At 57.7% G+C, this 22053-nt stretch carries 23 protein-coding genes; 8 read left to right on the top strand and 15 right to left on the bottom strand.

What is annotated here, in order from left to right:
• The 5 genes from ACR3E2_RS01980 to ACR3E2_RS01960 all read left to right on the top strand — a co-directional run bounded on the left by ACR3E2_RS01980 (position 1) and on the right by ACR3E2_RS01960 (position 4466).
• A complete protein-coding gene (locus ACR3E2_RS01980) occupies positions 1-1122 on the top strand; it encodes a DNA polymerase III subunit delta' (RefSeq protein ID WP_480481763.1) in 1122 nt (373 codons plus the stop codon).
• Positions 1119-1925 carry a TatD family hydrolase gene (locus tag ACR3E2_RS01975; protein WP_480481764.1) on the top strand — a complete coding sequence of 269 codons (807 nt, stop codon included), beginning with the start codon at positions 1119-1121 and terminating at the stop codon, positions 1923-1925. The genes ACR3E2_RS01980 and ACR3E2_RS01975 overlap by 4 nt, the downstream gene beginning before the upstream one ends.
• Positions 1922-2740 carry an MBL fold metallo-hydrolase gene (locus ACR3E2_RS01970; RefSeq protein WP_267362766.1) on the top strand — a complete coding sequence of 273 codons (819 nt, stop codon included), beginning with the start codon at positions 1922-1924 and terminating at the stop codon, positions 2738-2740. The genes ACR3E2_RS01975 and ACR3E2_RS01970 overlap by 4 nt, the downstream gene beginning before the upstream one ends.
• A gap of 33 nt (positions 2741-2773) precedes the next feature.
• Positions 2774-3706 (top strand): AEC family transporter, encoded by a 933-nt coding sequence (locus ACR3E2_RS01965; RefSeq protein ID WP_480481765.1) that lies wholly within the window; start codon positions 2774-2776, stop codon positions 3704-3706.
• A 61-nt stretch (positions 3707-3767) separates the two neighbouring features.
• Entirely contained in the window at positions 3768-4466 is a 699-nt protein-coding gene (locus ACR3E2_RS01960; protein WP_480481766.1) for a CbiX/SirB N-terminal domain-containing protein, read from the top strand.
• 38 nt (positions 4467-4504) lie between these two features.
• Here the strand turns inward: ACR3E2_RS01960 and ACR3E2_RS01955 are convergent, their stop codons facing one another.
• From ACR3E2_RS01955 to ACR3E2_RS01935, 5 genes are all read right to left on the bottom strand, one after another.
• Positions 4505-5497 (bottom strand): diguanylate cyclase domain-containing protein, encoded by a 993-nt coding sequence (locus tag ACR3E2_RS01955; protein WP_480481767.1) that lies wholly within the window; start codon positions 5495-5497, stop codon positions 4505-4507.
• Entirely contained in the window at positions 5494-6081 is a 588-nt protein-coding gene (locus ACR3E2_RS01950) for a heme NO-binding domain-containing protein (RefSeq protein ID WP_480481768.1), read from the bottom strand. The genes ACR3E2_RS01955 and ACR3E2_RS01950 overlap by 4 nt, the downstream gene beginning before the upstream one ends.
• Before the next feature lie 118 nt (positions 6082-6199).
• Positions 6200-7759 carry a trimethylamine methyltransferase family protein gene (locus ACR3E2_RS01945; RefSeq protein ID WP_480481769.1) on the bottom strand — a complete coding sequence of 520 codons (1560 nt, stop codon included), beginning with the start codon at positions 7757-7759 and terminating at the stop codon, positions 6200-6202.
• Between the two features lie 118 nt (positions 7760-7877).
• Positions 7878-8570, bottom strand: coding sequence for an HAD family hydrolase (locus ACR3E2_RS01940; RefSeq protein WP_480481770.1), 693 nt, complete (start codon positions 8568-8570; stop codon positions 7878-7880).
• Between the two features lie 24 nt (positions 8571-8594).
• Positions 8595-8879 carry a DUF3572 domain-containing protein gene (locus ACR3E2_RS01935; protein WP_267362783.1) on the bottom strand — a complete coding sequence of 95 codons (285 nt, stop codon included), beginning with the start codon at positions 8877-8879 and terminating at the stop codon, positions 8595-8597.
• A gap of 89 nt (positions 8880-8968) precedes the next feature.
• Between ACR3E2_RS01935 and ACR3E2_RS01930 the strand changes: the two genes are divergently transcribed.
• Complete coding sequence (locus ACR3E2_RS01930; protein WP_480481771.1) at positions 8969-10369, top strand: diguanylate cyclase domain-containing protein; 1401 nt, start codon at positions 8969-8971, stop codon at positions 10367-10369.
• A gap of 5 nt (positions 10370-10374) precedes the next feature.
• On the opposite strand, the gene ACR3E2_RS01925 is transcribed toward ACR3E2_RS01930, so the two are convergent.
• Genes ACR3E2_RS01925 through ACR3E2_RS01910 form a run of 4 tightly spaced genes read right to left on the bottom strand, consistent with a single transcriptional unit; the run spans position 10375 to position 12282 of the window.
• Positions 10375-10848: a periplasmic heavy metal sensor gene (locus ACR3E2_RS01925; RefSeq protein WP_480481772.1), complete on the bottom strand. Its 474-nt coding sequence runs from the start codon at positions 10846-10848 to the stop codon at positions 10375-10377.
• Entirely contained in the window at positions 10845-11198 is a 354-nt protein-coding gene (locus tag ACR3E2_RS01920; protein WP_480481773.1) for a hypothetical protein, read from the bottom strand. The genes ACR3E2_RS01925 and ACR3E2_RS01920 overlap by 4 nt, the downstream gene beginning before the upstream one ends.
• Entirely contained in the window at positions 11188-11805 is a 618-nt protein-coding gene (locus ACR3E2_RS01915; RefSeq protein WP_480481774.1) for an RNA polymerase sigma factor, read from the bottom strand. Before ACR3E2_RS01915 ends, ACR3E2_RS01920 begins: the two co-directional genes overlap by 11 nt.
• Before the next feature lie 6 nt (positions 11806-11811).
• Entirely contained in the window at positions 11812-12282 is a 471-nt protein-coding gene (locus tag ACR3E2_RS01910; RefSeq protein ID WP_267362793.1) for an EF-hand domain-containing protein, read from the bottom strand.
• Positions 12283-12501: 219 nt separating this feature from the next.
• Here ACR3E2_RS01910 and ACR3E2_RS01905 point away from each other — a divergent pair, with 219 nt between their 5' ends.
• Both ACR3E2_RS01905 and ACR3E2_RS01900 read left to right on the top strand, forming a co-directional pair.
• Positions 12502-12900: a DUF983 domain-containing protein gene (locus ACR3E2_RS01905; protein ID WP_480476112.1), complete on the top strand. Its 399-nt coding sequence runs from the start codon at positions 12502-12504 to the stop codon at positions 12898-12900.
• A gap of 25 nt (positions 12901-12925) precedes the next feature.
• On the top strand, positions 12926-13627 hold the full coding sequence (locus ACR3E2_RS01900; protein ID WP_480476934.1) for an NUDIX hydrolase: 702 nt from the start codon (positions 12926-12928) through the stop codon (positions 13625-13627).
• 10 nt (positions 13628-13637) lie between these two features.
• Here the strand turns inward: ACR3E2_RS01900 and ACR3E2_RS01895 are convergent, their stop codons facing one another.
• From ACR3E2_RS01895 to nuoL, 6 genes are read right to left on the bottom strand one after another with little or no spacing between them, the layout of a single operon-like run.
• Entirely contained in the window at positions 13638-15305 is a 1668-nt protein-coding gene (locus ACR3E2_RS01895) for a ribonuclease J (RefSeq protein ID WP_480481775.1), read from the bottom strand.
• Positions 15302-16081 (bottom strand): type III pantothenate kinase, encoded by a 780-nt coding sequence (locus tag ACR3E2_RS01890; protein ID WP_209504438.1) that lies wholly within the window; start codon positions 16079-16081, stop codon positions 15302-15304. Before ACR3E2_RS01890 ends, ACR3E2_RS01895 begins: the two co-directional genes overlap by 4 nt.
• Before the next feature lie 11 nt (positions 16082-16092).
• Positions 16093-16842: a biotin--[acetyl-CoA-carboxylase] ligase gene (locus ACR3E2_RS01885; RefSeq protein WP_480481776.1), complete on the bottom strand. Its 750-nt coding sequence runs from the start codon at positions 16840-16842 to the stop codon at positions 16093-16095.
• A 54-nt stretch (positions 16843-16896) separates the two neighbouring features.
• Positions 16897-18339 (bottom strand): NADH-quinone oxidoreductase subunit NuoN, encoded by a 1443-nt coding sequence (nuoN, locus tag ACR3E2_RS01880; RefSeq protein WP_480481777.1) that lies wholly within the window; start codon positions 18337-18339, stop codon positions 16897-16899.
• 15 nt (positions 18340-18354) lie between these two features.
• On the bottom strand, positions 18355-19899 hold the full coding sequence (locus ACR3E2_RS01875) for an NADH-quinone oxidoreductase subunit M (RefSeq protein WP_480481778.1): 1545 nt from the start codon (positions 19897-19899) through the stop codon (positions 18355-18357).
• Positions 19899-22052 (bottom strand): NADH-quinone oxidoreductase subunit L, encoded by a 2154-nt coding sequence (nuoL, locus tag ACR3E2_RS01870; protein WP_480481779.1) that lies wholly within the window; start codon positions 22050-22052, stop codon positions 19899-19901. Before nuoL ends, ACR3E2_RS01875 begins: the two co-directional genes overlap by 1 nt.
• Position 22053: the final 1 nt, after the last annotated feature.

Genomic DNA, 22053 nt, shown 5'->3' with positions numbered 1-22053 from the left:
ATGAATGACGAAATCCCCTCTCCGGATCAGGTGCCCGGTGCGCCGCATCCCCGCGAGACTGTCCGGCTTTTTGGTCAGGATGCGGCGGAACAGGCGTTTCTGACCGCCTACAACTCGGACCGGCTGCACCACGGCTGGTTGCTGACCGGGCCGCGTGGCGTCGGCAAGGCAACGTTGGCCTGGCGGATTGCGCGGTTCTTGCTGGCAACACCTTTGGCAAACGACGGTGGGCTGTTTGGCGCGCCGCCACCGCCAGAGACGCTCGACATTGATCGCGACCACCCGGTGTCACGTCGCATTCTGGCCGGGGCCGAGCCGGGATTGGCCGCGATAGCCCGGTCGCTGAATGATCAGGGGCGGCTGCGCAACGAAATCGTTGTGGACGACATCCGAAAGCTGGGAAAGTTCTTTGGCCTGTCCTCTGCCGATGGTGGGCGCCGGATTGTAATCGTGGATTCGGCGGATGAGATGAATGTCAGCGCCGCCAATGCTTTGCTGAAGATGCTGGAAGAGCCTCCGGCGCGTACAACTCTTTTGCTGGTATCGCACCAACCCTCGCGCTTGTTGCCGACCATCCGCTCTCGGTGCCGGACCTTGCGTCTTGGGTCCCTGAGTGCCGGGGATATGCAGGACGCGCTGTCGCAAACCGGGACGACCTTACCGACGCATCCCGAATATCTCGCCGCATTGGCCGCTGGCTCGGTCGGGGAGGCCGTTCGCCTGATCAATCTGGGCGGACTTGAAATCTATGCCGAACTGATTGCCATTCTGGGCACCCTGCCCCGCCTGGACCGGCAGCGCGCGCTGGCCCTGGCCGAGGCCGCGGCACAACGCGGCGCGGCCGAGCGCTTTGATCTGCTGCTGACACTGATCGATATCGCCTTGTCTCGGCTGGCCCTGACCGGGGCAACCGGAGCACCGCCGACCTCTGAGGCCGCCCCGAACGAAGCTGAAACGCTGGCCAGACTGTCGGATTCTTCGGATCAGGCCCGTCGCTGGGCCGAAGTCGCAGCGACAATCACAGCCCGCGCGCGACATGGTCAGGCGGTGAACCTTGACCCTGCCGCTCTGGTCCTAGATACGGTGTTCAAGATACAGGAAACCGCCGGCCAGGTCAGATGAGCGACACCCCCCAGATCACCGACAGTCACTGCCATCTGGACTTCCCGGATTTTGACGGTCAGTTGGACGACATCATCTCGCGCGCGGCCGAGGCTGGCGTGACCCGGATGGTGACGATTTGCACCAAACTGCGCAATGAACCCGCAGTCCGTGCAATTGCCGAAGCCCATGCACCGGTATTCTACGCCGCAGGCACCCATCCGATGAGCGCCGCTGACGAGCCTATGGTCTCGGTCGATGAATTGGTTGCGCTGGCACAACATCCCAAATTTGTGGGCATCGGTGAATCAGGTCTGGATTACCACTATACCGCCGACAGCGCTGAGCTTCAGAAGCAATCCCTGCGCATTCATATCGAAGCAGCCCAGCGCACAGGGTTGCCTTTGATCATTCATGCCCGCGCGGCAGACGACGATATGGCCCAAATTCTGGCCGAAGAGTATCGCAATGCGCCCTATTCCTGCGTGATGCACTGTTTCTCGTCCTCGGCCGAGTTGGCCAAAGCCGCGCTGGATCTTGGGTTTTATCTGTCCATGTCCGGCATTGCGGCCTTTCCCAAAAGCCAGGAGTTGCGCGACATTTTCGCAAGCGCGCCGGTGGATCGCATTCTGGTGGAAACCGATGCGCCCTATCTTGCGCCGCCCCCTTATCGTGGCAAGCGAAACGAACCGGCCTATACCGCACATACAGCCCGAAAAGGGGCTGAAGTGTTCGGTCTGGAGTATCCAGCTTTTGCCGCCCAAACTCAGGCGAACTTTGACCGGCTGTTCAGCAAGGCGGCAACGAACAGGGCCGCTGCATGACCGAATTGCGATTTACCATTCTGGGCTGCGGATCGTCAGGCGGCGTACCCCGGTTGGGTGGCCACTGGGGTGCTTGCGATCCTGCTAACCCCAGGAACATTCGCCGGCGCTGTTCCCTGCTTGTCGAGCGTGACGGCCCCGGCGGCACAACCTCAGTGTTGATTGATACGACCCCGGACATGCGCAGCCAGTTGCTGGACACGGGCACCGGGCGGCTTGATGGTGTAGTCTATACACACTCTCACGCGGATCATGTCCATGGAATCGACGACCTGCGCATGATCGTGTTCAACATGAAAACCCGTGTACCGGTCTGGGCCGATGGTGATACTCAGAACGCCCTGCTGGGGCGGTTTGGATACGCCTTCATTCAACCCGAAGGGTCACCTTATCCTCCGATCCTCGACCTCAAGTCCATCGACGGGCCGTTCGAAATCGACGGACCGGGCGGGCCCATTCCGTTTCGTCCATTCAAGGTCAATCACGGCTCGATAGATTCTCTAGGTTTTCGCATGGGACGGCTCGCCTATTTGCCGGATGTTGCCGAAATATACGACGACGCATGGCCTGAAATGGAAGGGTTGGAATATCTTATAATCGACGCCCTGCGCCGAAGCCCTCATCCCACACATGCACATCTGGAAAAAACGCTTGAGTGGATTGAGAAGCTGCAACCAAAACAGGCGATTCTAACCAACATGCACATCGATCTGGATTATATGACCCTCGATGCAGAAACTCCGGACAATATCACCCCCGCCTATGACGGGATGGTGATACATCACGCGTTTCAGGCCCCTGTTCCTTTTGCATAAGATATCGCAACCTGGCCGTTGCACGGGGGCCAAATGCTGCAAAGCCTGATTGACGTCATTCTTCCTGTCTTTCTTGTGATCGGTGCCGGCTACACGGCAACACGAACAGGATATTTCAAAGAAGACCATGTCGACGGGCTGATGAGATTTACGCAAGGGTTCGCGATCCCATGCCTGTTGTTTCTTGCCATCGCGCATCTGGACCTCAGCGCCAGTTTCGATCCCCGGCTTTTGGCCAGTTTCTATTCCGCCGCCGCGTTGTGTTTCATCACCGGTCTTTTTGGTGCGCGCTTCATTTTCGGCCGCGAATGGGAAGACTGCGTGGCAATCGGGTTTTGTTGCCTGTTCTCTAACTCGGTTCTGCTGGGATTGCCGATTACCGAACGCGCTTATGGTCCCGAGAACCTGACAGGCAACTATGCGATTATCGCCTTCCATTCCCCGTTTTGTTACGGCGTAGGGATCACGGTGATGGAGGTTGTTCGCAATCGCGGAAACGGTGGCGTACGCATGGCGCGTTCCGTTCTGTCCGCAATGTTCAAGAACGCGCTGATCCTTGGTATTGCACTGGGATTCGTGGTTAATCTGTCCGGGTTGGCCATCCCGGCTGTGGTGGACGAAGCCCTTGGTCTGATCACGCGGGCCGCCCTGCCCGGCGCCCTGTTTGCACTGGGCGGGGTACTGGTCAAATACAAACCCGAAGGTGATCTGCGCACCATCGCTTTTGTTTGCTGTATCTCGCTGATGCTGCATCCCAGCCTTGTGTGGATATTCGGCAAATCCACAGGGCTGCCACAGGATCTGTTCCGCTCGGGCGTGTTGAACGCAGCCATGGCGCCGGGGTTCAACGCCTATATCTTTGCTAACATGTATGGCCGCGCCAAGCGGGTGGCAGCTTCGGCTGTTCTCATTGGGACAGCCACATCCATCCTGACTGTCTGGCTTTGGCTAACGGTTCTGGGCTAACAGTAGTGTTGACTTCGGTTCGCACAGAGGCACCTAACGCATATCGTGTCAGGAGATCCAAATGCCACATGCCATCATCGTCGCACATGGCCAGCCGTCCGATCCGGAACCGGCCGAGGCTGCTCTGGCTGCCTTTGCGGCTACAGTCGACGCCCTGACCGAGCATGTAACGGTGCATTCAGCAACTCTGGCCGCGCCCGGCGCGTTCGAGGCTAAGCTGAACAGCCTGCCGGAGAACACGGTCATCTATCCGCTTTTCATGGCAAATGGGTGGTTTGTCACCAGCGCTTTGCCCAAGCGGTTAGGGGATCACAAAGCGCGCATCCTAGACCCATTGGGTGTTGACCCAGAGCTACCGGAAATGACCGCGCAAGCCCTGCAATCTGAGTTGTCCGAAAGAAATTGGGTAACTGCGTCGACCGATCTGGTCATTGCCGCACATGGGTCGGGGCGTAGCCGAAACCCGTCGGCCGTGGCACTGAACTTCGCATCTCAACTTGAGGAAATGCTGGTTTTCAAATCTGTCCGCGTTGGGTTTGTTGAAGAGCCGCCATCCATTTCCGACGCCGCAACCGGCACGGGGGCCCAGGCACTGTGCCTTCCGTTCTTTGCCTGCACCGGGGGGCACGCAATTGAAGACGTACCCGCCGGATTGAGCCAAGCAGGGTTCAAAGGCGTTCTGCTGCCAGTGGTTGGAGAACTGCCACCCATCCGGCACCAGATTGCCAAGCAGGTAACAAAGGCCGTTCAGCTCGCGTGATAATTTGCTGAGATCTTTGACCCGAAAACAGGCAAAACTCAGGTTTGCGCTTTGATCAGAGTGGAATACAGGCGATGGCAGGACCGGCCGTCTCGCTTGGCCTGATAAAGGGCAACGTCGGCGGCGTGAAGGATGTCAGCGGCTTTGGCAACCTTGAACTGGGTGGATAAGGCCGTTCCGATACTTGCAGAGATACAGCACGGTTGGTCCTGAAACATCATAGGTTCATTCAACCTCGCGATCAGGCGCCCCGCGATGGACTCCAGAGTTTCTTCCCGCGTCAGGTCTTTGAAAATAATGACAAACTCATCCCCACCAACCCGCGCAACCGTATCGTCGCCACGCGTCTCTTCAAGCATGATGCGGGCCGCCTGTTGCAGAACGTAATCCCCGGCTGCATGGCCCAGCCGATCATTCACGGATTTAAAGAAGTCTAAATCCAGATGCATAAGGGCAAATGTAGAATTTGCCAGGATCAGATGCCCCAACAAATGATCCATCGCGCGGCGGTTCTTCAATCCTGTCAATGTATCGGTATATGCCTGCTCTTCCGCGGCTAGCATTGCCCCCTGAAGCCTGAGATTAAGTGAACGAGACGCTTCCATCGCGGCGGATTTGGCTTCGACCAGATACAACAGCTCGATCGCCAGGTCAGTGCCGGAAAAATCAGCGCTTGTCAGGGCGTAATCCCGAACCGCATCCAAAATCGAAATACCGAATGACAGATTGATGACTGCACCGCCCGAGTCGGGCAAGGGCGCGACCAGGCCTTTCAGGGTCGTACGCGGTTCATCGCGAAATCTCAGATGCAGTTTGGCACCGGCCATCGACATCAACGCGGGAAGGGTGGTGACTGTTCTGGGGCGGATCAGCTCGAACACGTCCAGAACACCCAGCCCGACCAAAGGCAATTCGGGCCGCAGCTTTTGCAGTGTCGGACCCGCTTGTTGAATGCGTCCGCTTCGGTCCACCAACAGGAACATCGGGCAAAGCGTTTCCAGAAGATCTGCCAGTTCCTGAGTATGTTTCATCTGTTCCGAGCCCCCAGATCAAAATGGCGCCCCTCGGCAAAGGCGCTTTCGACCAAAATGATTGAAATGATTTCACAACACTCTTGACGACCCTCATGCGACAGCATCACCAGCGCACCATAATCATCGGCCATCGCGCGCAGGACCCCGACCATAACACTGGAGAATCCCGGTAAGTCCGGAAGGCAGCACAACTGGTATTCCGTGGCTGAAAGCTCTCTCAACTCAAGCGCAGGCAAATTCAGATCAGAGACAGCCAGTCTTACACGATCCGCAAGATCATCGAGGGAATGAAGGAACTCAACATAGGTGACACCCCCAAACCTAAGCAGTCGGCGCAGCCCTTCCATGTTCGGATGGGACACCAGATATGTTCCCAGATCTTCGAGGATTTCCGCCTGTGGTCGATTGAGGTCAATACTCAGGGCCTCAAGCAACCGGGTCGTCATGTCATCATCATAGATGAGCATGGCTTCAAATTCGACAAACCCTAGCCGCGCACCTTCGGTCACGCGAACCCAGCAGGATTGCCCGTAGGTCGCGCCGACAAAGGACTGTATCGCCCGATTGATCAGACCATGCATCGGATGCCTCAGTTTGGTGTCCTTGGCACTGTGGTCTGAGAAACCTTAACAAATAGCCAAAATTCGCCCCGAGTTGCTGTGAAAGCAGCGGAGTATCAAGTCGACACTACCCGCCCAGTCAGAAGTCCGTCGGCGCGCCGCCTTCAGCCTTGCGGCGTTCAACGAACTCGGCCAGTTCCTCGCGGATACCATCGTCCATCGGAGGTGCCTCAAAGCTCGAGATGATCTCTTTGAACATGTGATGCGCACGCTCAGCCGTCCAGATGCCTCCGGCGGCCTCCCAGCCCTCATAGTTCTTCCAGTCGCTCAGGAAGGGCTGGTAGAAGGCCGTGGTGTAGCGATCCTGTGTGTGTTGGATTCCAAAAAAGTGACCGTCATTGCCAACCGCGCGGATGGCATCCAAAGCAATCTCATCCGGTCCGGTCGCGGTTAGATCAGGGTTCATATAACGCTGAATTTGCTGCAAAACCTCGCAATCCATAATGAATTTTTCCGGGCTTGCGATCAGGCCGCCTTCCAACCAACCGGCGGCGTGGTACACCATGTTGGTGCCCGACTGCACGGCCGCCCAGAGCGAATTCGAGGTTTCCCACACGGATTGCCCGTCTGGCACATTGGCCGCACACACACCGGATGAACGCAGCGGCAGCCCATAATATCGCGCCATCTGCCCGGTCATCTGGGTCGAGCGCATGTATTCCGGCGTCCCGAAAGCGGGCGCGCCTGATTTCATGTCCACGTTCGACGTGAACGTTCCGATTACGCAGGGAATACCGGGGCGCACATATTGGAACAAAGCGATAGCGCATAAGGCTTCGGCCAGGGACTGGGCAACCGCCCCCGCCATCGTTACCGGTGCCATTGCCCCCGCCAGCGTAAAGGGGGTTACGACAATCGCCTGCCCGCGCCGCGCCAATCTCAGGCAGCCATCAATCATCGGATGGTCATGCTTCAGCGGCGAGGTCGAGTTGATGTTGGTGTACATCCGTGGCGAGGCCTCGAATTCCTCATGGCTGAGACCGCCCGCGATGCGCACCATTTCCATCACATCTTCGACACGTTCCTTACCCAACGAATAGGCGTGCATCGCCTTGTCGGTCAGGGTCAGCTTGTCATACAGCACATCCAGATGCCGGACGCTGGCATGAATATCGACGGGTTCTACAGGATATCCGCCTGCGAAGTGAATACAGTTGAAGTACTGCGTCAGTTTCAGAAGATTCTGGCACATCTCGCGATTGCCGGGCACTTTCTTTCCAATCTCCATGTCCCAGTAATTAGGCGGCGACGAAACGTTGCCGAACAGGATGTTCTTTCCACCGATCTCGATCCTGTGGTCAACATTGCGGGGCGTGATGGAAAACTGGCTGGGCGCCTTGGCGATCATCTCCATGACGAAATCGCGCCCCATGCGGACGTTGTCACCATCGATCGTGCACCCCGCCTCGCGCAGGATGCCGATTGCCTCTTCGTTGTAGAATTCGATCCCGATTTCTTCCAGAATTCGCATGGCCCCTTCATGGATCGCTTCGATCCCGGCCTGATCCAGCGGTTCAGTCGGGCGATCTATATTGATGGGTGGGTCCCACGGCATCTGGTCAATCACCGCGCTGCCCCTGCGTGCTGCCGCACCTGCGCGTCCTCCGCCGCGGCGTTTGCGTGTGTTGGTCTCGGCCATGGTTGCCTCCGTTCTGGCTTGATACAAGCAAGACCCGAAGACGCATTTCTGGCCGCTCCATCTGCGACAGAGCTTGTCGGTTTTCTATAATTGAGCGTCGATTTTCCGGATCAACGCATCATTTTTCGGCCAGCCATGCAGGAATGTGACCGATATCCGGCAAGACCACATCCGCCATCGGTGCCAGCGCATCTGCTTCTGCCAATCCGGTCAAAACGCCAATGGTGATCATCCCGGCTGCGCGCCCCGCTTGCAGGTCATGAACACTGTCACCCACCATTGCAATACGCGACGGCTCGACCCCGACCTGTGCGGCAAAGGCCAGCAACTGACCGGGCCCCGGTTTGAACCCATGACCACTGTCATACCCAGCGATAAAATCGAAGTGTTCGCGTATTCCAGCAGATTCCAGATGCTGCAATGCCGGGTGCTCACTGTCATTTGTCGCAACGCCCAGTTTGATCCCGGATTGCTGCAACCCTTTCAGGAATGGGCCCAACGGCACGGCAGGGGATTGAGGAGCGGCTGCGGCCTCGGCATTCATCATGTCCACAACTTCCTGCAATGTCACATCGTCAACATGCGCAATAAGCACCTCGGCGATTTCTTCGACCGTTGCGGCGATCACAATGCTATCTGTGGCATACCGCTCTTGCTCGTAGTCAAACCCGATGACGCTCCCGAGTTCCACCGCCCGGTCTACATCCCCCTTTGTCAGACGCATCAGCAACGAGCGCCCGAAGGTTCCCCAGGTTTTGGCAAAATCGAACAAAGTGCCATCCTTGTCGAAGACGATTGCTTCTATTGGCATCGCGTGCTCCTGCGGAAAAGGTGTTCAGGTCCAGTGTACATCGCCACCGCCTGACAGAACGGCCCGCGCTTGGGCCGGGTGATCATAGGCGATCGAGTTGGCGTCACAAAACGCCATGACCCACGAATCGTCAAGCACCAGAAAATCGAGAACCGAAGCCAGAAAGTCCCTATCACCGGCCCGATTGCGAACATCCCCGATCGAAGCGCCTGTCGAGCCAAGAAATACAGGCAAAAGCTCGTCATTGCTGACCAGCCACCCCAGGGCTGTCAGAGCAAGAGTCTCGGCTAAGTCGGGCGATAGGGGCATAAACTGCGCTCAGAGAATGGTGTTGGAAAGAGTTTGTTAACCAGACTCATAAACAATTTGTTCACGCATGCAATCAACGGTGAACGACTATGTCTGTGCAAGGCACCATCCTTGTCCTCGACGGGGTATCAACCAACCGCATAATGCTGAAGGTTCAACTGACTGCTGCCTGGTACCACGTGGTGCAGGGTGGAAAACTTGAAGGGCTACAAGCCCTTGCACGCCGCGTGCAGCCAGACCTTGTTCTGACGGCCCAAACATTACCCGACGGAACAGCCGCAGATGTCAAGAAAGCCCTCACCGAAGTACCAGGCCTTGATGACGTGCCCGTTGTCGTACTGGCAGCACAGAATGACAAAAACGCGCGCCTGCGTGCCCTGAAAGACGGGCTGGACGATGTGTTGACGCACCCTTTCAAAGATACGTTGCTACTGGCACGCATTCGCAGCCTTTTGCGCGCGCGTGCAGCTACTCAAGATTTGCAGGTCAGCAACGGATCGCAACCTATTGGGTTTGGGGAACCCGCCCCTGTCATGATCAGCCCACCGAACGCGGCCCGGGTTGATATCTTGACCGATACTGTCCGAACTGGTGCCCTTTGGCACAAGGCCTTGCAAGGCCACCACCATTTCGATCTGTCCTGGCATCTTCAATCGAACCTGCAAGGCGTTTTGTCCGGGCCGATACCGGACGCGATTGTGGTCGAACTGGGCTCGCCCCCGTCCGCGCTGAATATCCTTGCGGATCTCAGGTCACGCGCAGCAACCCGGAACACTGTCCTGATTGGCATCCTGCAGGACAACGACGCCGTGCAGGCCTCGGAAGCGCTGGACAGAGGAGCGGACGCCGTGTGCCTGGGGGGGTTCTGCGCGCAAGAGATCCTGTTGCGGCTGAACAATCAGATTGCGCGCAAGGCACGGCTTGATCATTTGCGCGTATCACTGAGAAAAGGGATCGCCGAGTCCTGGATTGACCCGCTGACCGGGCTGCACAATCGTCGTTACGCCATGCGGGCATTGGATCAGATCGCGCGCCAGTCTGCCCGTACCGGACGTGGCTTTGCCGTCATGCTGGCGGATCTGGACCACTTCAAGACCATCAATGACTGCCATGGCCATGGCGCCGGTGATTGTGTTCTGACGCAGGCCGCAAAACGCATGCAAAGCGCACTTGGATCCAAAGGTTTTGTCGCCCGTATCGGCGGTGAAGAGTTCATGTTTGCGGTGCCTGATGTGTCACAAAAGCAAGCCAGAAAACTGGCTGAGACCATCTGCGACAGCATTTGTCGCGCCCCGTTCCGGCTATCGGACCAAGGTTTGCAGGTTAACGTCACGATCAGCATTGGGCTGGAGATGCCGCAATCGGGTACGCCGGGAAAAGAACGCACACCCGTTCCTGTAGAAGATATCCTGAAAGCCGCCGACAAAGCCCTTTACGCGGCAAAAAAAGCGGGGCGCAATCAGGTGAGTATCAGGCAAAGCGCAGCCTGAACCCGTCAATCCTTTTTCTTGTGCCCATGCGGCCCGCGTTCGACGATCTTTTGCAACCTGTCCGCATAAGACTGCCGCTCTGCGTCACTCATGGCGGTGACGCGAGCCAGCCATTGTGTCTGCAATGCTAGTTGCAGTTCTGCCGTCGCCTGCGACTGTTGCTGCAACAACACTTCAACGGCGACCGGATCGAAGGGCACCCTGCGCAGTGCCAGGCTCAGGGCTTGAAAGTCCTGTCTGCGCCCCCTTAAGTCTTTTTCGCGCAGCGCAGACAGTTCCCCTCGCAACGCTTTGCGGTCATCTTTCGGCAAAGCGCGATACAGCGCAGGACCGAATCCCGGCGGTGCCTCGGTGTGATCTCCATCCTTCAGGCGCAGCACGGTTCCAACTGCAACACCGACAACCAACAGGTTCAGTGCCAATGACGAAACCAGCAAAACCGTCATCCACCGGCGTTTCGGTTTAGGGGCAGCATTCATTCAGTGCTCTCCAGAAAACTCGTGTCATATCCAAGGTCCGCCACAAAAAGGATCGTCTCCTGCGATGCCAGCAGATTGGCGGGATCAGGCAGGAACCCCGGCGCGGAAAAGCCGATCCAGAGCCCCGCCGCACTGGCGGCGATCAAGCCGCCCAACCCCTGCCAGCCACCTACGTTGTCCATCATTCGATGCCAGATCGAAGATTGAGGACGCGGTTCAGGCCTTAGGCGACTGAGGCGGAGTTTTTCAGCATCTGTCTGAATGCGCACGGCCAGATCGTCGGGCAGCGCCGGTCGGTTTTGCCGAGCCTGCGCAAACAAATGATCCAGTTCCAGGTTTTCATCCGTCATCGTCATACCCCAGTTCTTCACGTCGCCCGGCCAGTATCGCGGTCAGACTTCGTTTGCCCCGCGCGGTCAAGCTTTCGACCGCTTCTACTGAAATTCCCATGATCCCGGCAATTTCAGGGTTGGGCAACTCTTCGATGTGGCGCAGAATCACTGCCTGCCTCTGCCTTTCGGGCAGCTGAGACAGGGCAAGCTGCAACGCATCCACGCGGGCCTCATCCTGCAGTCGGTCGGCTACGCTGGCTTTGCCATCTTCTGGCTCAGGAATATCCGACAACCTGCCGGGGGACTTCCTGCGCCGAATGTCCACACACAGATTCAACGTCACGCGATACAGCCATGTCGACACTTTGGCCTGACCCGGCACCCATTCCGGCGCCATCTGCCACATCCGCATCATCGCCTCCTGCGTTACGTCTTCTGCCTCGGCCCGATTGCCCAACATACGCAACGCGACGGAATAACAAAGCGGCCCAAGGCGATCTGTTAAGACCCGCGCAGCCTGTGCGTCACCCTCAGCAAATTGGCCCAGCAACACATCGTCGCTGAGAGAGCTCGCGGTGCAACCCGCACCGCGAACATCGTGTAGGTGGGAGGTCAGGTCCTCCACCCTGCATCAGTTGTCGATTGCACCCGACTTGTGGTGCTTTTTCTTATGGTGCCGTCCCATCCGGTCTTTGGCATCGGCAAATTCCTGTTCCGATATTCCACCACTGTTATCTGCATCCATCCGGTCAAACATCTTGTCACCCCGGCGCGGTTTCGGCAACTCGTCCTGGCTTAGGAACCCGTCTTTGTTCGCATCGTTGTTTTCGAACATTTTGGTGACGCGGTCGTTTGCTTTTTTCTGAGCGGCGGCCTGCATCTCCTCAAGGCTGAGCTGGCCGTCCCCATCAGTATCCGCGGCCGAGAAACGCTCGGTGCGATGTGCTTCCATTTCCTGCTGTGTCACTTGACCGTCGCCATTGGCATCCAATTCCTGAAAGGACACTGGCTCACGACCACCCGGGCCAGCCGCCAGAACAGACGTGCCGGTGATTGCAACACCCGACAGGACAATCGCCGTGATGAACTTTGCGTTTTTCATTTCGGTTTTCCCTTGTTGACGCGGCCTGAGTGCCGCTGCTCATATCCATTCAAACGCGCGAGGCAGGGAATTCCGTCGCAGTGTCAGCAACTTTTTTTGAACCATCTCGGTATTTCACAACGTGGTTCACCCTAGGTGCGTTGCAAAGCGACGCACCCCCCTTTAAAAACCACCCGTTCAGGCGCATTATCCGCCAAAGATTACTGCGCGAGTTATATTATGACGGATCAGACGATCGACACCACAACCCAGAGCGAGCGTGAAACCTGGCCCGCTTTGGTCAAAGGGTTTCGGTGCAAGTGCCCTAGTTGCGGCGAAGGCAAGCTGTTGCACAGCTACCTGAAAGTGAATGACACCTGCTCGAACTGTGGACAGGAACTGTTTCATCATCGCGCCGATGATGGGCCCGCCTATCTGACGATCCTGCTGGTCGGGCATTTGTTGGCCCCGGCCCTGCACGTCTCGTATGTGAACTGGCGCCCGGACCCATGGGTAATGGCCATCGGGTTTTCCATTGCTTGCATTGCACTGTCGCTGTTTTTGCTCCCCCGTTTGAAAGGCGCTGTGGTCGCCTATCAGTGGGCGCGTCGTATGCACGGTTTTGGCAACGATTCATGAGCCGGAAGAAGCGATTGTTCTGGGCATGATGACCGACAAGACCGCCATCCGCGACGCCGCAACCGTCATCGTTTTGCGGAACAGGTGGACCAATCCGTCGATCCTGATGGGTCAACGTGGGTCCAAGGCTGTGTTCATGCCCAACAAATTCGTGTTCCCCGGTGGAGCGGTCGATCCGGCGGATGCGGATGTACCGCTTGCGACCGCACTGCCTGACCTGTGTTCTGAGCGGTTGGCGGAACAGGCGGAATCCGGAAAACAACACGCCCTTGCCGCCGCAGCAATTCGCGAGCTTTGGGAAGAAACAGGACTTGTCCTTGGCCAGACAGGACACTGGCCGGGCAGCATTCCCGACGACTGGCAGAGCTTTTCCGCCATGGGTTACGTGCCGTCGGCAGCTGCGCTGCAGTTTGTTTTTCGCGCAGTCACACCGCCCGGTCGCCCCCGCCGGTTCGATGCGCGGTTTTTTCTGGTCGATGCCGATGCGCTGCAGGGCGATCTGGATGATTTCAGCCATGCCTCGGACGAGCTGTCGCATCTACAATGGGTGGAACTGGATCGGGCGCGCGACCTGGATCTGCCGTTTATCACCGAAGTTGTTCTGGCCGAAGTAGCAGCCCGGGTGACCTCACCCGAGCCGCCAGTATCGGTTCCGTTCTATCAGAACAACGAAGAAGCTAATCTGTTCCTGCGGCTCAGAGGCTATCCGATGCCCGAGCACGACTGACCGATCAGTTTCACCGCATCCGGCTGACAACCACCGTCACTTCAGGTTTTTTGCCGATTTCCGCTTTTGCCGTCTGACGCACAATCCGGCGCATTTCGTCTTCCAGCTTGTCGTCATCCCGTAGGGTCTTGGCTGCCGCCCGCATCAGGAACTGGTTCAGGTCTTCTTCCAACACCTCGACCAACCCGGCCCGGGACGTTCCGACTTCGGGCAGACCCATCGTATCGCACCACGGTTCGCCCAGCGGCTCGTCTTCTTCGTCCAGAACGACTGTCACAGTTACGTGGCCGTTCAGCGCCATGCGAATACGGTCACGTACCACACCGTCCATCGCACCGATTTTCACCGTACCGTCCAGATAGGTACGCCCGGTTTCGACATAGTCGACCACCACGGGTACATTGCCGCTGAGATCCAGCATGGTGCCGTTCACGGCCAGCACACCCGTTCTGCCACCCTGCTCAGCCAGTTTGACATGCTCGCGCAGGTGCCGGTGCTCTCCATGCATTGGGATCACAACTTGCGGATCGATCAGCGCGTGCACCTTCTCAAGATCAGGCCGGTTCGCATGGCCAGAGACATGATAGAGGCCCGAGCTGTCATCCACCACATCCACGCCCTTTTCACTGAGCTGGTTCATGATGAAAATCACGCCACGTTCGTTTCCGGGAATGGTTTTCGACGAAAACAGGAACAGGTCGCCTTCGGACAGTTCCAGACCACGGTACTTGCCGCGGGCCAGTTGCGCGCTTGCCGCACGGCGCTCGCCCTGGCTGCCGGTCACGATCAGCATCAGGTTCTGGCGCGGCAGGTCCAGCGCCTCTTCCGCGCTGATCACCTTGGGGAAGTCTGACAGGATACCGGTTTCAGTCGCGGCCTCGATCATCCGCCGCATTGCGCGCCCCAGCAACACAACTGAACGCCCCGCGCGTGCGCCCGCCTCGGCCAATGTTTTAACCCGTGCCACGTTCGACGCGAAGGTGGTAGCCACAACCATACCCTCGGCGTTTTCGACTAGCTTTGTAATCTCTGGCCCAACCTCGGATTCCGAACGGCCCGGATGCGCCGAGAAAACATTCGTGCTGTCGCAAACCAACGCCTTGACACCCGGCTTGGCAATCTCGGCCCATAGATCGGGGTCAAAGGCTTCGCCCACGACCGGGTTTGCATCCAGCTTGAAATCACCCGAATGCACCACGCGCCCTGCGGGCGTGTCGATGACCAAAGCAGCACTTTCTGGGATCGAGTGTGAAACAGGAAGGAAACCGACGGTAAACGGTCCGACTGAAACCGTTTCAGGCCAAGCGGACACGGTTGTCACCGCATCGGTCGGGTGCGCATATTCTTCCATCTTGCGACGCGCGATATTGGCCGTGAAAGCCCGGGCATAAACCGGGGCTCCCAGTGCCTCATAGCAATGCGCCACGGCGCCGACATGGTCTTCATGCGCATGGGTGATGAAAACGCCATCCAGCCGGTCGGCTCGTTCTTTCAACCATGAAATATCCGCGTAGATCAGGTCGACACCCGGTGTTGTGTCCATATCGGGAAAAGTGACGCCCAGGTCCACCAGGATCAGACGTTCCTGCCCGGGTTGACCATATCCGTACACGTAGGCATTCATGCCAATTTCGCCCGCGCCACCCAGCGGCAGGTAGATCAATCTTTCACTGCTCATATCGAGCCATTTTCCTTGTTGTAGCGATGAATCACGGTCAAGCCGTGCATCGTCAAATCATCTTCGATTACGTCGAACCCCACGTCGGCCTGATCGAACAAGGGGGCCAACCCTCCGGTTCCCACGACTTTCATCGGCATTCCATATTCGGCCTTGATCCGCGCGATCAGCCCCTCAATCAGGCCGGAGTATCCCCAATACACGCCCGACTGGATACAACCAACCGTATTTGTACCGATCACCTTCTCGGGGCGCGTGATGTCGATATGCGGCAGTGCGGCTGCGCCCTGATGCAAAGCCTCAAGGCTGAGGTTTACACCCGGAGCGATGACGCCCCCTACATAGGCACCGTCCGCGGCGACAACATCGAAATTTGTTGCGGTACCAAAGTCCACCACGACGACATTGCCGCCATGACGGTCAAATGCGCCAACCGCGTTGGCCAGTCGATCCGGGCCCGGCACAGTTCCTTGATCCACACGCGGCGGCACGGGCAACAGGCAGTCCGGCCTTCCCACCACCAGCGGCCTGCACCCAAAAAAGCGATCAGCAAAGATGCGCAGGTTGAACACGACGCGTGGCACGGTCGACGCAATGATGACATCCGAGATATTCGCCTCGATCCCGTAATGTTTCACCAGCGTCGAATACCAGGTGAAATAGGCGTCCGCCGTGCGTGCATGATGGGTCGAGGTGCGCAGGGTGCACAGAAATTCCTGACCGTCCCAGATCGAGAAGACTGTATTGGTATTGCCGCAATCAATGGCCAGAAGCATTTGCGCCCCTTTCAGAAATAGACATCCGCCGCAGGAATGCTTACGCGGCCTTTGGCGGTGTTTAAGACAAGGTTACCGCTTGCGTCTACCGTTTCGAAGGTCCCAACCGTCTCGGACGTTCCGGTACGGGCCGTGATAACCTCGCCCAGCCGGGCAGCACGGGACAGCCACGCAGTGCGAATGGGTTCGAACCCGTAGGTAACAAACTGAGTTTCATATTTGGCATAGGCCGAGGCAAGCTCGGTCAGAAAATCCTCGGGCGTGACGTTTGCACCGGTTTCCGACAACAGCGAGACGGGACGGATCGCGCCCGGTTCTACCGCGTCGGCGTCTGGGGCGTTGGCCAAATTCACGCCAATACCGATCGACAGATGTGCTACACCGCGCCCCTGACCGGCGCTTTCCAGCAAAATACCAGCAAGCTTACCACCGTTCAGCAGTACGTCATTGGGCCATTTCAACGACAACCCCGCGGCACGCCCTGTCACAGAGACGCAAGCGTCAAACAGAGCCAGTGCCGCAACAAAACTGCGCAGTGCCGCCTGTTCTGGTGCACCTTCGGGGCGCATCAAAAGGGTCGCGGCAAGGTTGCCCATGGGGTTGGCCCATGACCGTCCGCGTCGCCCACGCGCAGCCGTCTGATGATGCGCCATGATCCAGACAGGACCACGGGCATTGGGGGCAATCCGCGCCGCTTCGTTGAGTGTGCTATCGACTTCCTGCACCTCGTGCAGGCCATAGCCTTTTGGCCACTTGGTCATATCAAAAAGGCCCGGTCACGCGACCGAGCCCCTCTCTCTGATTGTGCAAAACGTTCAGTTGACAAGAGTCGCCGCCGCGGCCGCGGCCGCGCCCTCGATCCCGAACTGATAGAAGACCCCGATCAGCATCAGCGCCGCGGACCCCATCAGGGCGACCCATAGAACGGGTGTCGACCGCGTTTCGATCGGGTCCTCGTTCTCGGCCCCGAAATACATGTAGAACACGATCCGCAGGTAATAGAAGGCGCCAATTACCGATGCGATGGCTGAGACCACAACAAGGCCTGTCAAATCGGCACTTACACCAGCCCGCCAAACACCAAACTTCGCAAAGAAACCCAGCATCGGTGGGACACCGGCAAGCGAGAACATCAGGATCAGAACAGCAAGGGCCTTGCCCGGATCACGTTTGGAATACTGGCGCAGCGCATCAATGTCAGTGACGGGTTTGCCGTCGCGTTCCATCATCAGGATAAACGCAAACGTGCCAATGTTCATGGTCACGTAAATCGCCAGATACATCAGCATCGCCTGAATACCCAACTCGGTGCCAGCCGCCAGACCGATCAGCGCATAGCCCATATGGGCAATCGACGAGAACGCCATCAGTCGTTTGATGTCGCGCTGACCAATTGCGGCAACCGCCCCCAGCAGCATCGACAGCACCGACAGCAAAACAATCACTTGCTGCCAGTCTTTGACCACGCCTCCGAAGGCGTCATGCAGAAGACGTGCAAACAAGGCCATTGCCGCGACTTTCGGCGCGGTGGCAAAGAAGGCCGTAATTGGCGTCGGCGACCCTTCATAAACATCCGGTGTCCACATATGGAACGGAACCGCCGAGACCTTGAATGCCAGACCCGAGATCAGGAAGATCAGGCCAAACAACAGACCAACCGAGATGTCCCCATGATGGACCGTCTGAATAATGCCCGAGAACAGTGTCGTGCCGGTGAACCCATAGACCAGCGACGCACCATACAGCAGCAGACCTGAACTGAGAGCGCCAAGAACAAAGTATTTCAGCCCTGCTTCGGTTGATTTTGCACTGTCACGACGCAGCGCGGCAACAACATAAAGCGCAAGGGATTGCAGCTCGAGCCCCATGTAAAGAGACATCAGATCGCCCGCGCTGACCATCATCATCATACCAACGGCAGCAAGCGCCACCAGCAGCGGATATTCAAAGCGCAGCAGACCCCGGCGTGCCATGTATTCCTGGCTCATCACCAGAACGGCACCTGCCGACAAAAGGATGGCAACTTTGGCAAAACGCGCGAACCCGTCATCTACGAACATGCCGTTGAAGGCCACGTTGGTGCCACTGCCCTGGGTGGCGATCCAGATCGCCAGGACCGCCATCAGGCCCGCCGTGGTCCAGACCAGAACCGAAGCCAGCCCGTCTTTCGACGTGTAGACTGCCCCCAACAGAGCCACCATCGCATAGATCGCCAGAACGATTTCCGGCAGGATAATTGTCAGATCAGCCTGGATCATGTCTCCAAAGCTCCCTTAATGCGAAGCGGCAGTCTGGGTCGCAGCCTCAGCCGCGGCCAGAGCCGTGTCATAGTTCGAAATGAGTGCCGTCGTCGATTGCCCGATCACATCGGTCACCAGCGACGGGTAGACCCCCAACAGGATCGTCATCACGATCAGCGGGGCAAAAATCAGCCGCTCGCGAGAGCTCATGTCGGTCATCGCCTTCAGGCTTTCCTTGATCAGGTCCCCAAAGACAACGCGTCGATAGAGCCACAACGCGTAGGCTGCCGAAAAGATCACACCGGTCGCCGCAACGGCGGTCACCCAGGTGTTAACCTGGAATGTACCCATGAGTGTCAGGAACTCACCAATAAACCCGCTGGTGCCCGGCAGTCCGACATTGGCCATGGTGAACAGCATGAAGACCAGCGCATAGGCGGGCATCCGGATGACCAGACCGCCATAAGCCTCGATATCGCGGGTGTGCATCCGGTCATAGATCACGCCGACACAGAGGAAGAGCGCGGCAGAGATGAACCCGTGGCTCAGCATCTGGAAAATCGCGCCGTCAATGCCTTGCTGGTTCGCAGCAAAGATGCCCATCGTGACAAAGCCCATATGCGCCACCGAGGAATACGCGATCAGCTTTTTCATGTCTTCCTGCACCAGTGCCACCAGCGAGGTATAGACAACCGCTATGGCTGACATCCAAAGCACAAGATCAGTCATCACCGCCGTGCCAACCGGGAACATCGGCAGGCTGAACCGCAGGAAGCCGTAGCCGCCCATCTTCAACAGGATCGCCGCCAGCACGACCGAGCCCGCCGTCGGCGCTTGAACGTGCGCATCAGGCAACCAGGTGTGCACCGGCCACATCGGCATTTTCACCGCAAAAGATGCGAAGAAGGCCAGGAACATCAGCGTCTGCATACCGCCGGTGATATAGATGCCCAACACGCTGAAACTCTCGGATGCGAACTGATGGGCCATCAGCGCTTCGATATCCGTAGTGCCTGCGTCAGCATACATTGCGACCATGGCTACCAGCATCAGCACCGAGCCGAGGAAGGTGTAAAGGAAGAACTTGAAGCTGGCATAGATACGGTCCTTGCCGCCCCAGATGCCAATGATCAGGAACATCGGGATCAGACCTGCCTCGAAGAACAGGTAGAACAGCACAAGATCCAGCGCCATGAACACGCCCAGCATCAGCGTTTCCAGCAGCAAGAAGGCAATCATGTATTCCTTGACGCGGTCTGTCACATTCCAGCTGGCAAGAATGGTCAGCGGCATGATGAAGGTGGTCAGCAACACGAACAGAACGCTGATGCCATCCACACCCATCTTGTATTTCAGACCCATCAGCCATTCACCCTCTTCCACCATCTGGAAGCCGGTGTTCGAAGGATCAAAGCCTGTGTAGATGCCAATTGACACCAGAAACGTCACAGTTGTCGCCAGCAATGCAATCCACTTGGCGTTGCGCTGCGCTGCGACGTCGCTGCCGTGCAGGAACAGCGCCAGAATGCCTGCTGCGATGGCGGGGATAAAGGTGACAATAGATAGGATATTGTCCATTAGTGTGCGCCTCCGCCGATCGACATCCAGGTGACAAGGGCCGCTATGCCCAAAACCATCCAGAAGGCGTAAGTAAAGATATACCCGGTCTGCGCCTTGCCTGCGAGGCGGGTGAAGAAGGGAACAACGCCCATTGCAACCCCATTCAGGAAGCCGTCGATTGTATTGCCGTCACCGCGTTTCCACAGGAACCGGCCAAGGGCGACAGTGGGTTTTACGAAGATCGCATCGTAGATTTCGTCGAAATACCATTTGTTCAGAAGGAACAGGTACAGCGGGCGCTGATTTGCGGCCAGACGTGCGGGTAGCGACGTGTTCACGATGTAGAACCAATAGGCCACGATAAAGCCAAGCACCATCGCAACAAATGGCGAAACCTTGACCCATTTCGGAGCCGCATGCGCATCGTCCAGAATGTGGTTGTCCGGCGCCATATAAAGCGCCCCTTCACCCGGCTCACCCGCAAACACATAATGGTGGTCCCCGCCCACTGCGGCATTCTCACCATGCGCGGCCTCATCAGCATGGCTGTCAGCCGCATGGCTTTCATCCGCATGGCTGTCCTCACCGTGCGACGCATCCGCCGCCGCGTGATCACCGGCCTCGGCATGCTCTGAAGCTTCTGCAACCGGAATACCGTAGAATTTGCCAACCTTGTCCGCATGGCCAAAGAAGTTTCCGTACCAGATCATGCCCGCGAATACCGCACCCAGCGACAAAACTCCCAGCGGCACCAGCATGACCATCGGGCTTTCATGTGCGTGATCATGCGTATGCTTGTCCCCACGCGGCTCTCCATAGAAGGTCAGGAAGATCAGACGCCAGCTGTAGAACGAGGTGAACGCCGCAGCGACAACCAGCAACCAGAAGCCATAGCTTGACCCGCCCGCATAGGCGCTTTCGATAATTGCGTCCTTTGACAGGAAACCGGCAAACCCAAAGGTGGTCAGCGGGATGCCAACACCGGTAATCGCCAGGGTACCGATCATCATCGCCCAGAAGGTATAGGGGATCTTTTTGCGCAGACCGCCATATTCGGTCATCTCCTGTTCGTGATGCATCGCGTGGATCACGGAACCGGCCCCAAGGAACAACAGCGCCTTGAAGAAGGCATGCGTGAACAAGTGGAACATCGCTGCCGAATACATGCCGACGCCCGCCGCCACAAACATGTAACCCAACTGGGAACAGGTCGAATACGCGATGACACGTTTGATATCGGTCTGAACCAGACCAACAGTGGCCGCAAAGAACGCAGTCGAGGCCCCAAGAACAGTGATGAACCCTGTCGCGCCCGGTGCGAACTCCATCAGCGGGGACATGCGGCAGACCAAAAAGACGCCTGCGGTCACCATGGTCGCAGCGTGGATCAGCGCTGACACAGGCGTCGGGCCTTCCATCGCGTCCGGCAACCATGTGTGCAGGATCAACTGCGCCGATTTACCCATCGCGCCGATGAAGAGCAGAACGCAGATCACTTCGATCGCGGTCCATTCCCCCCACAGGAAATGCAGCTTCTCTTCTGCCAGCGCAGGAGCAGAGGCGAAGATGTCCGAGAAGTTGATACTGTCGGTCAGGAAGAACAGCGCGAAGATGCCCAGAGCAAAACCAAAGTCGCCAACCCGGTTGACCACAAAGGCCTTGATTGCCGCCGCATTGGCCGAAGGCTTGCGATAATAGAACCCGATCAGCAGATATGAGGCGACGCCGACGCCCTCCCAGCCAAAGAACATCTGCACCAGATTGTCCGCCGTCACCAGCATCAGCATGGCGAAAGTGAAGAAGGACAGATAGGCAAAGAAGCGCGGCTTATAGCTTTCGCCTTCGCGCCATTGCGGGTCGTGATCCATGTAGCCGAAGGAATACAGGTGCACGAGCGCCGAGACGGTCGTCACAACGATCAGCATGATTGCCGTCAGTCGGTCCAGACGGACGGCCCAGCTTGTCGAAAGCGAGCCGCTCTCGATCCAGCGCATGATCTCGATCTGCTGCGTGTGGCCGTCGAAGGCAAAGAACACGATCCAGGACAGCAGACAGGCCAGAAACAGCAGGCCCGTGGCGGTCCACATGGCGGCTTTCTCGCCAATGAACTTCCAGCCGAACCCGCAAATCAGCGCGCCCACCAGCGGGGCAAAGAGGATGGTGGTTTCCATG

Source organism: Ruegeria sp. AL7, assembly GCF_056536105.1.
Note: the sequence above shows the minus strand (reverse complement) of the source record. Positions and strands in the feature narration are given on the sequence as shown.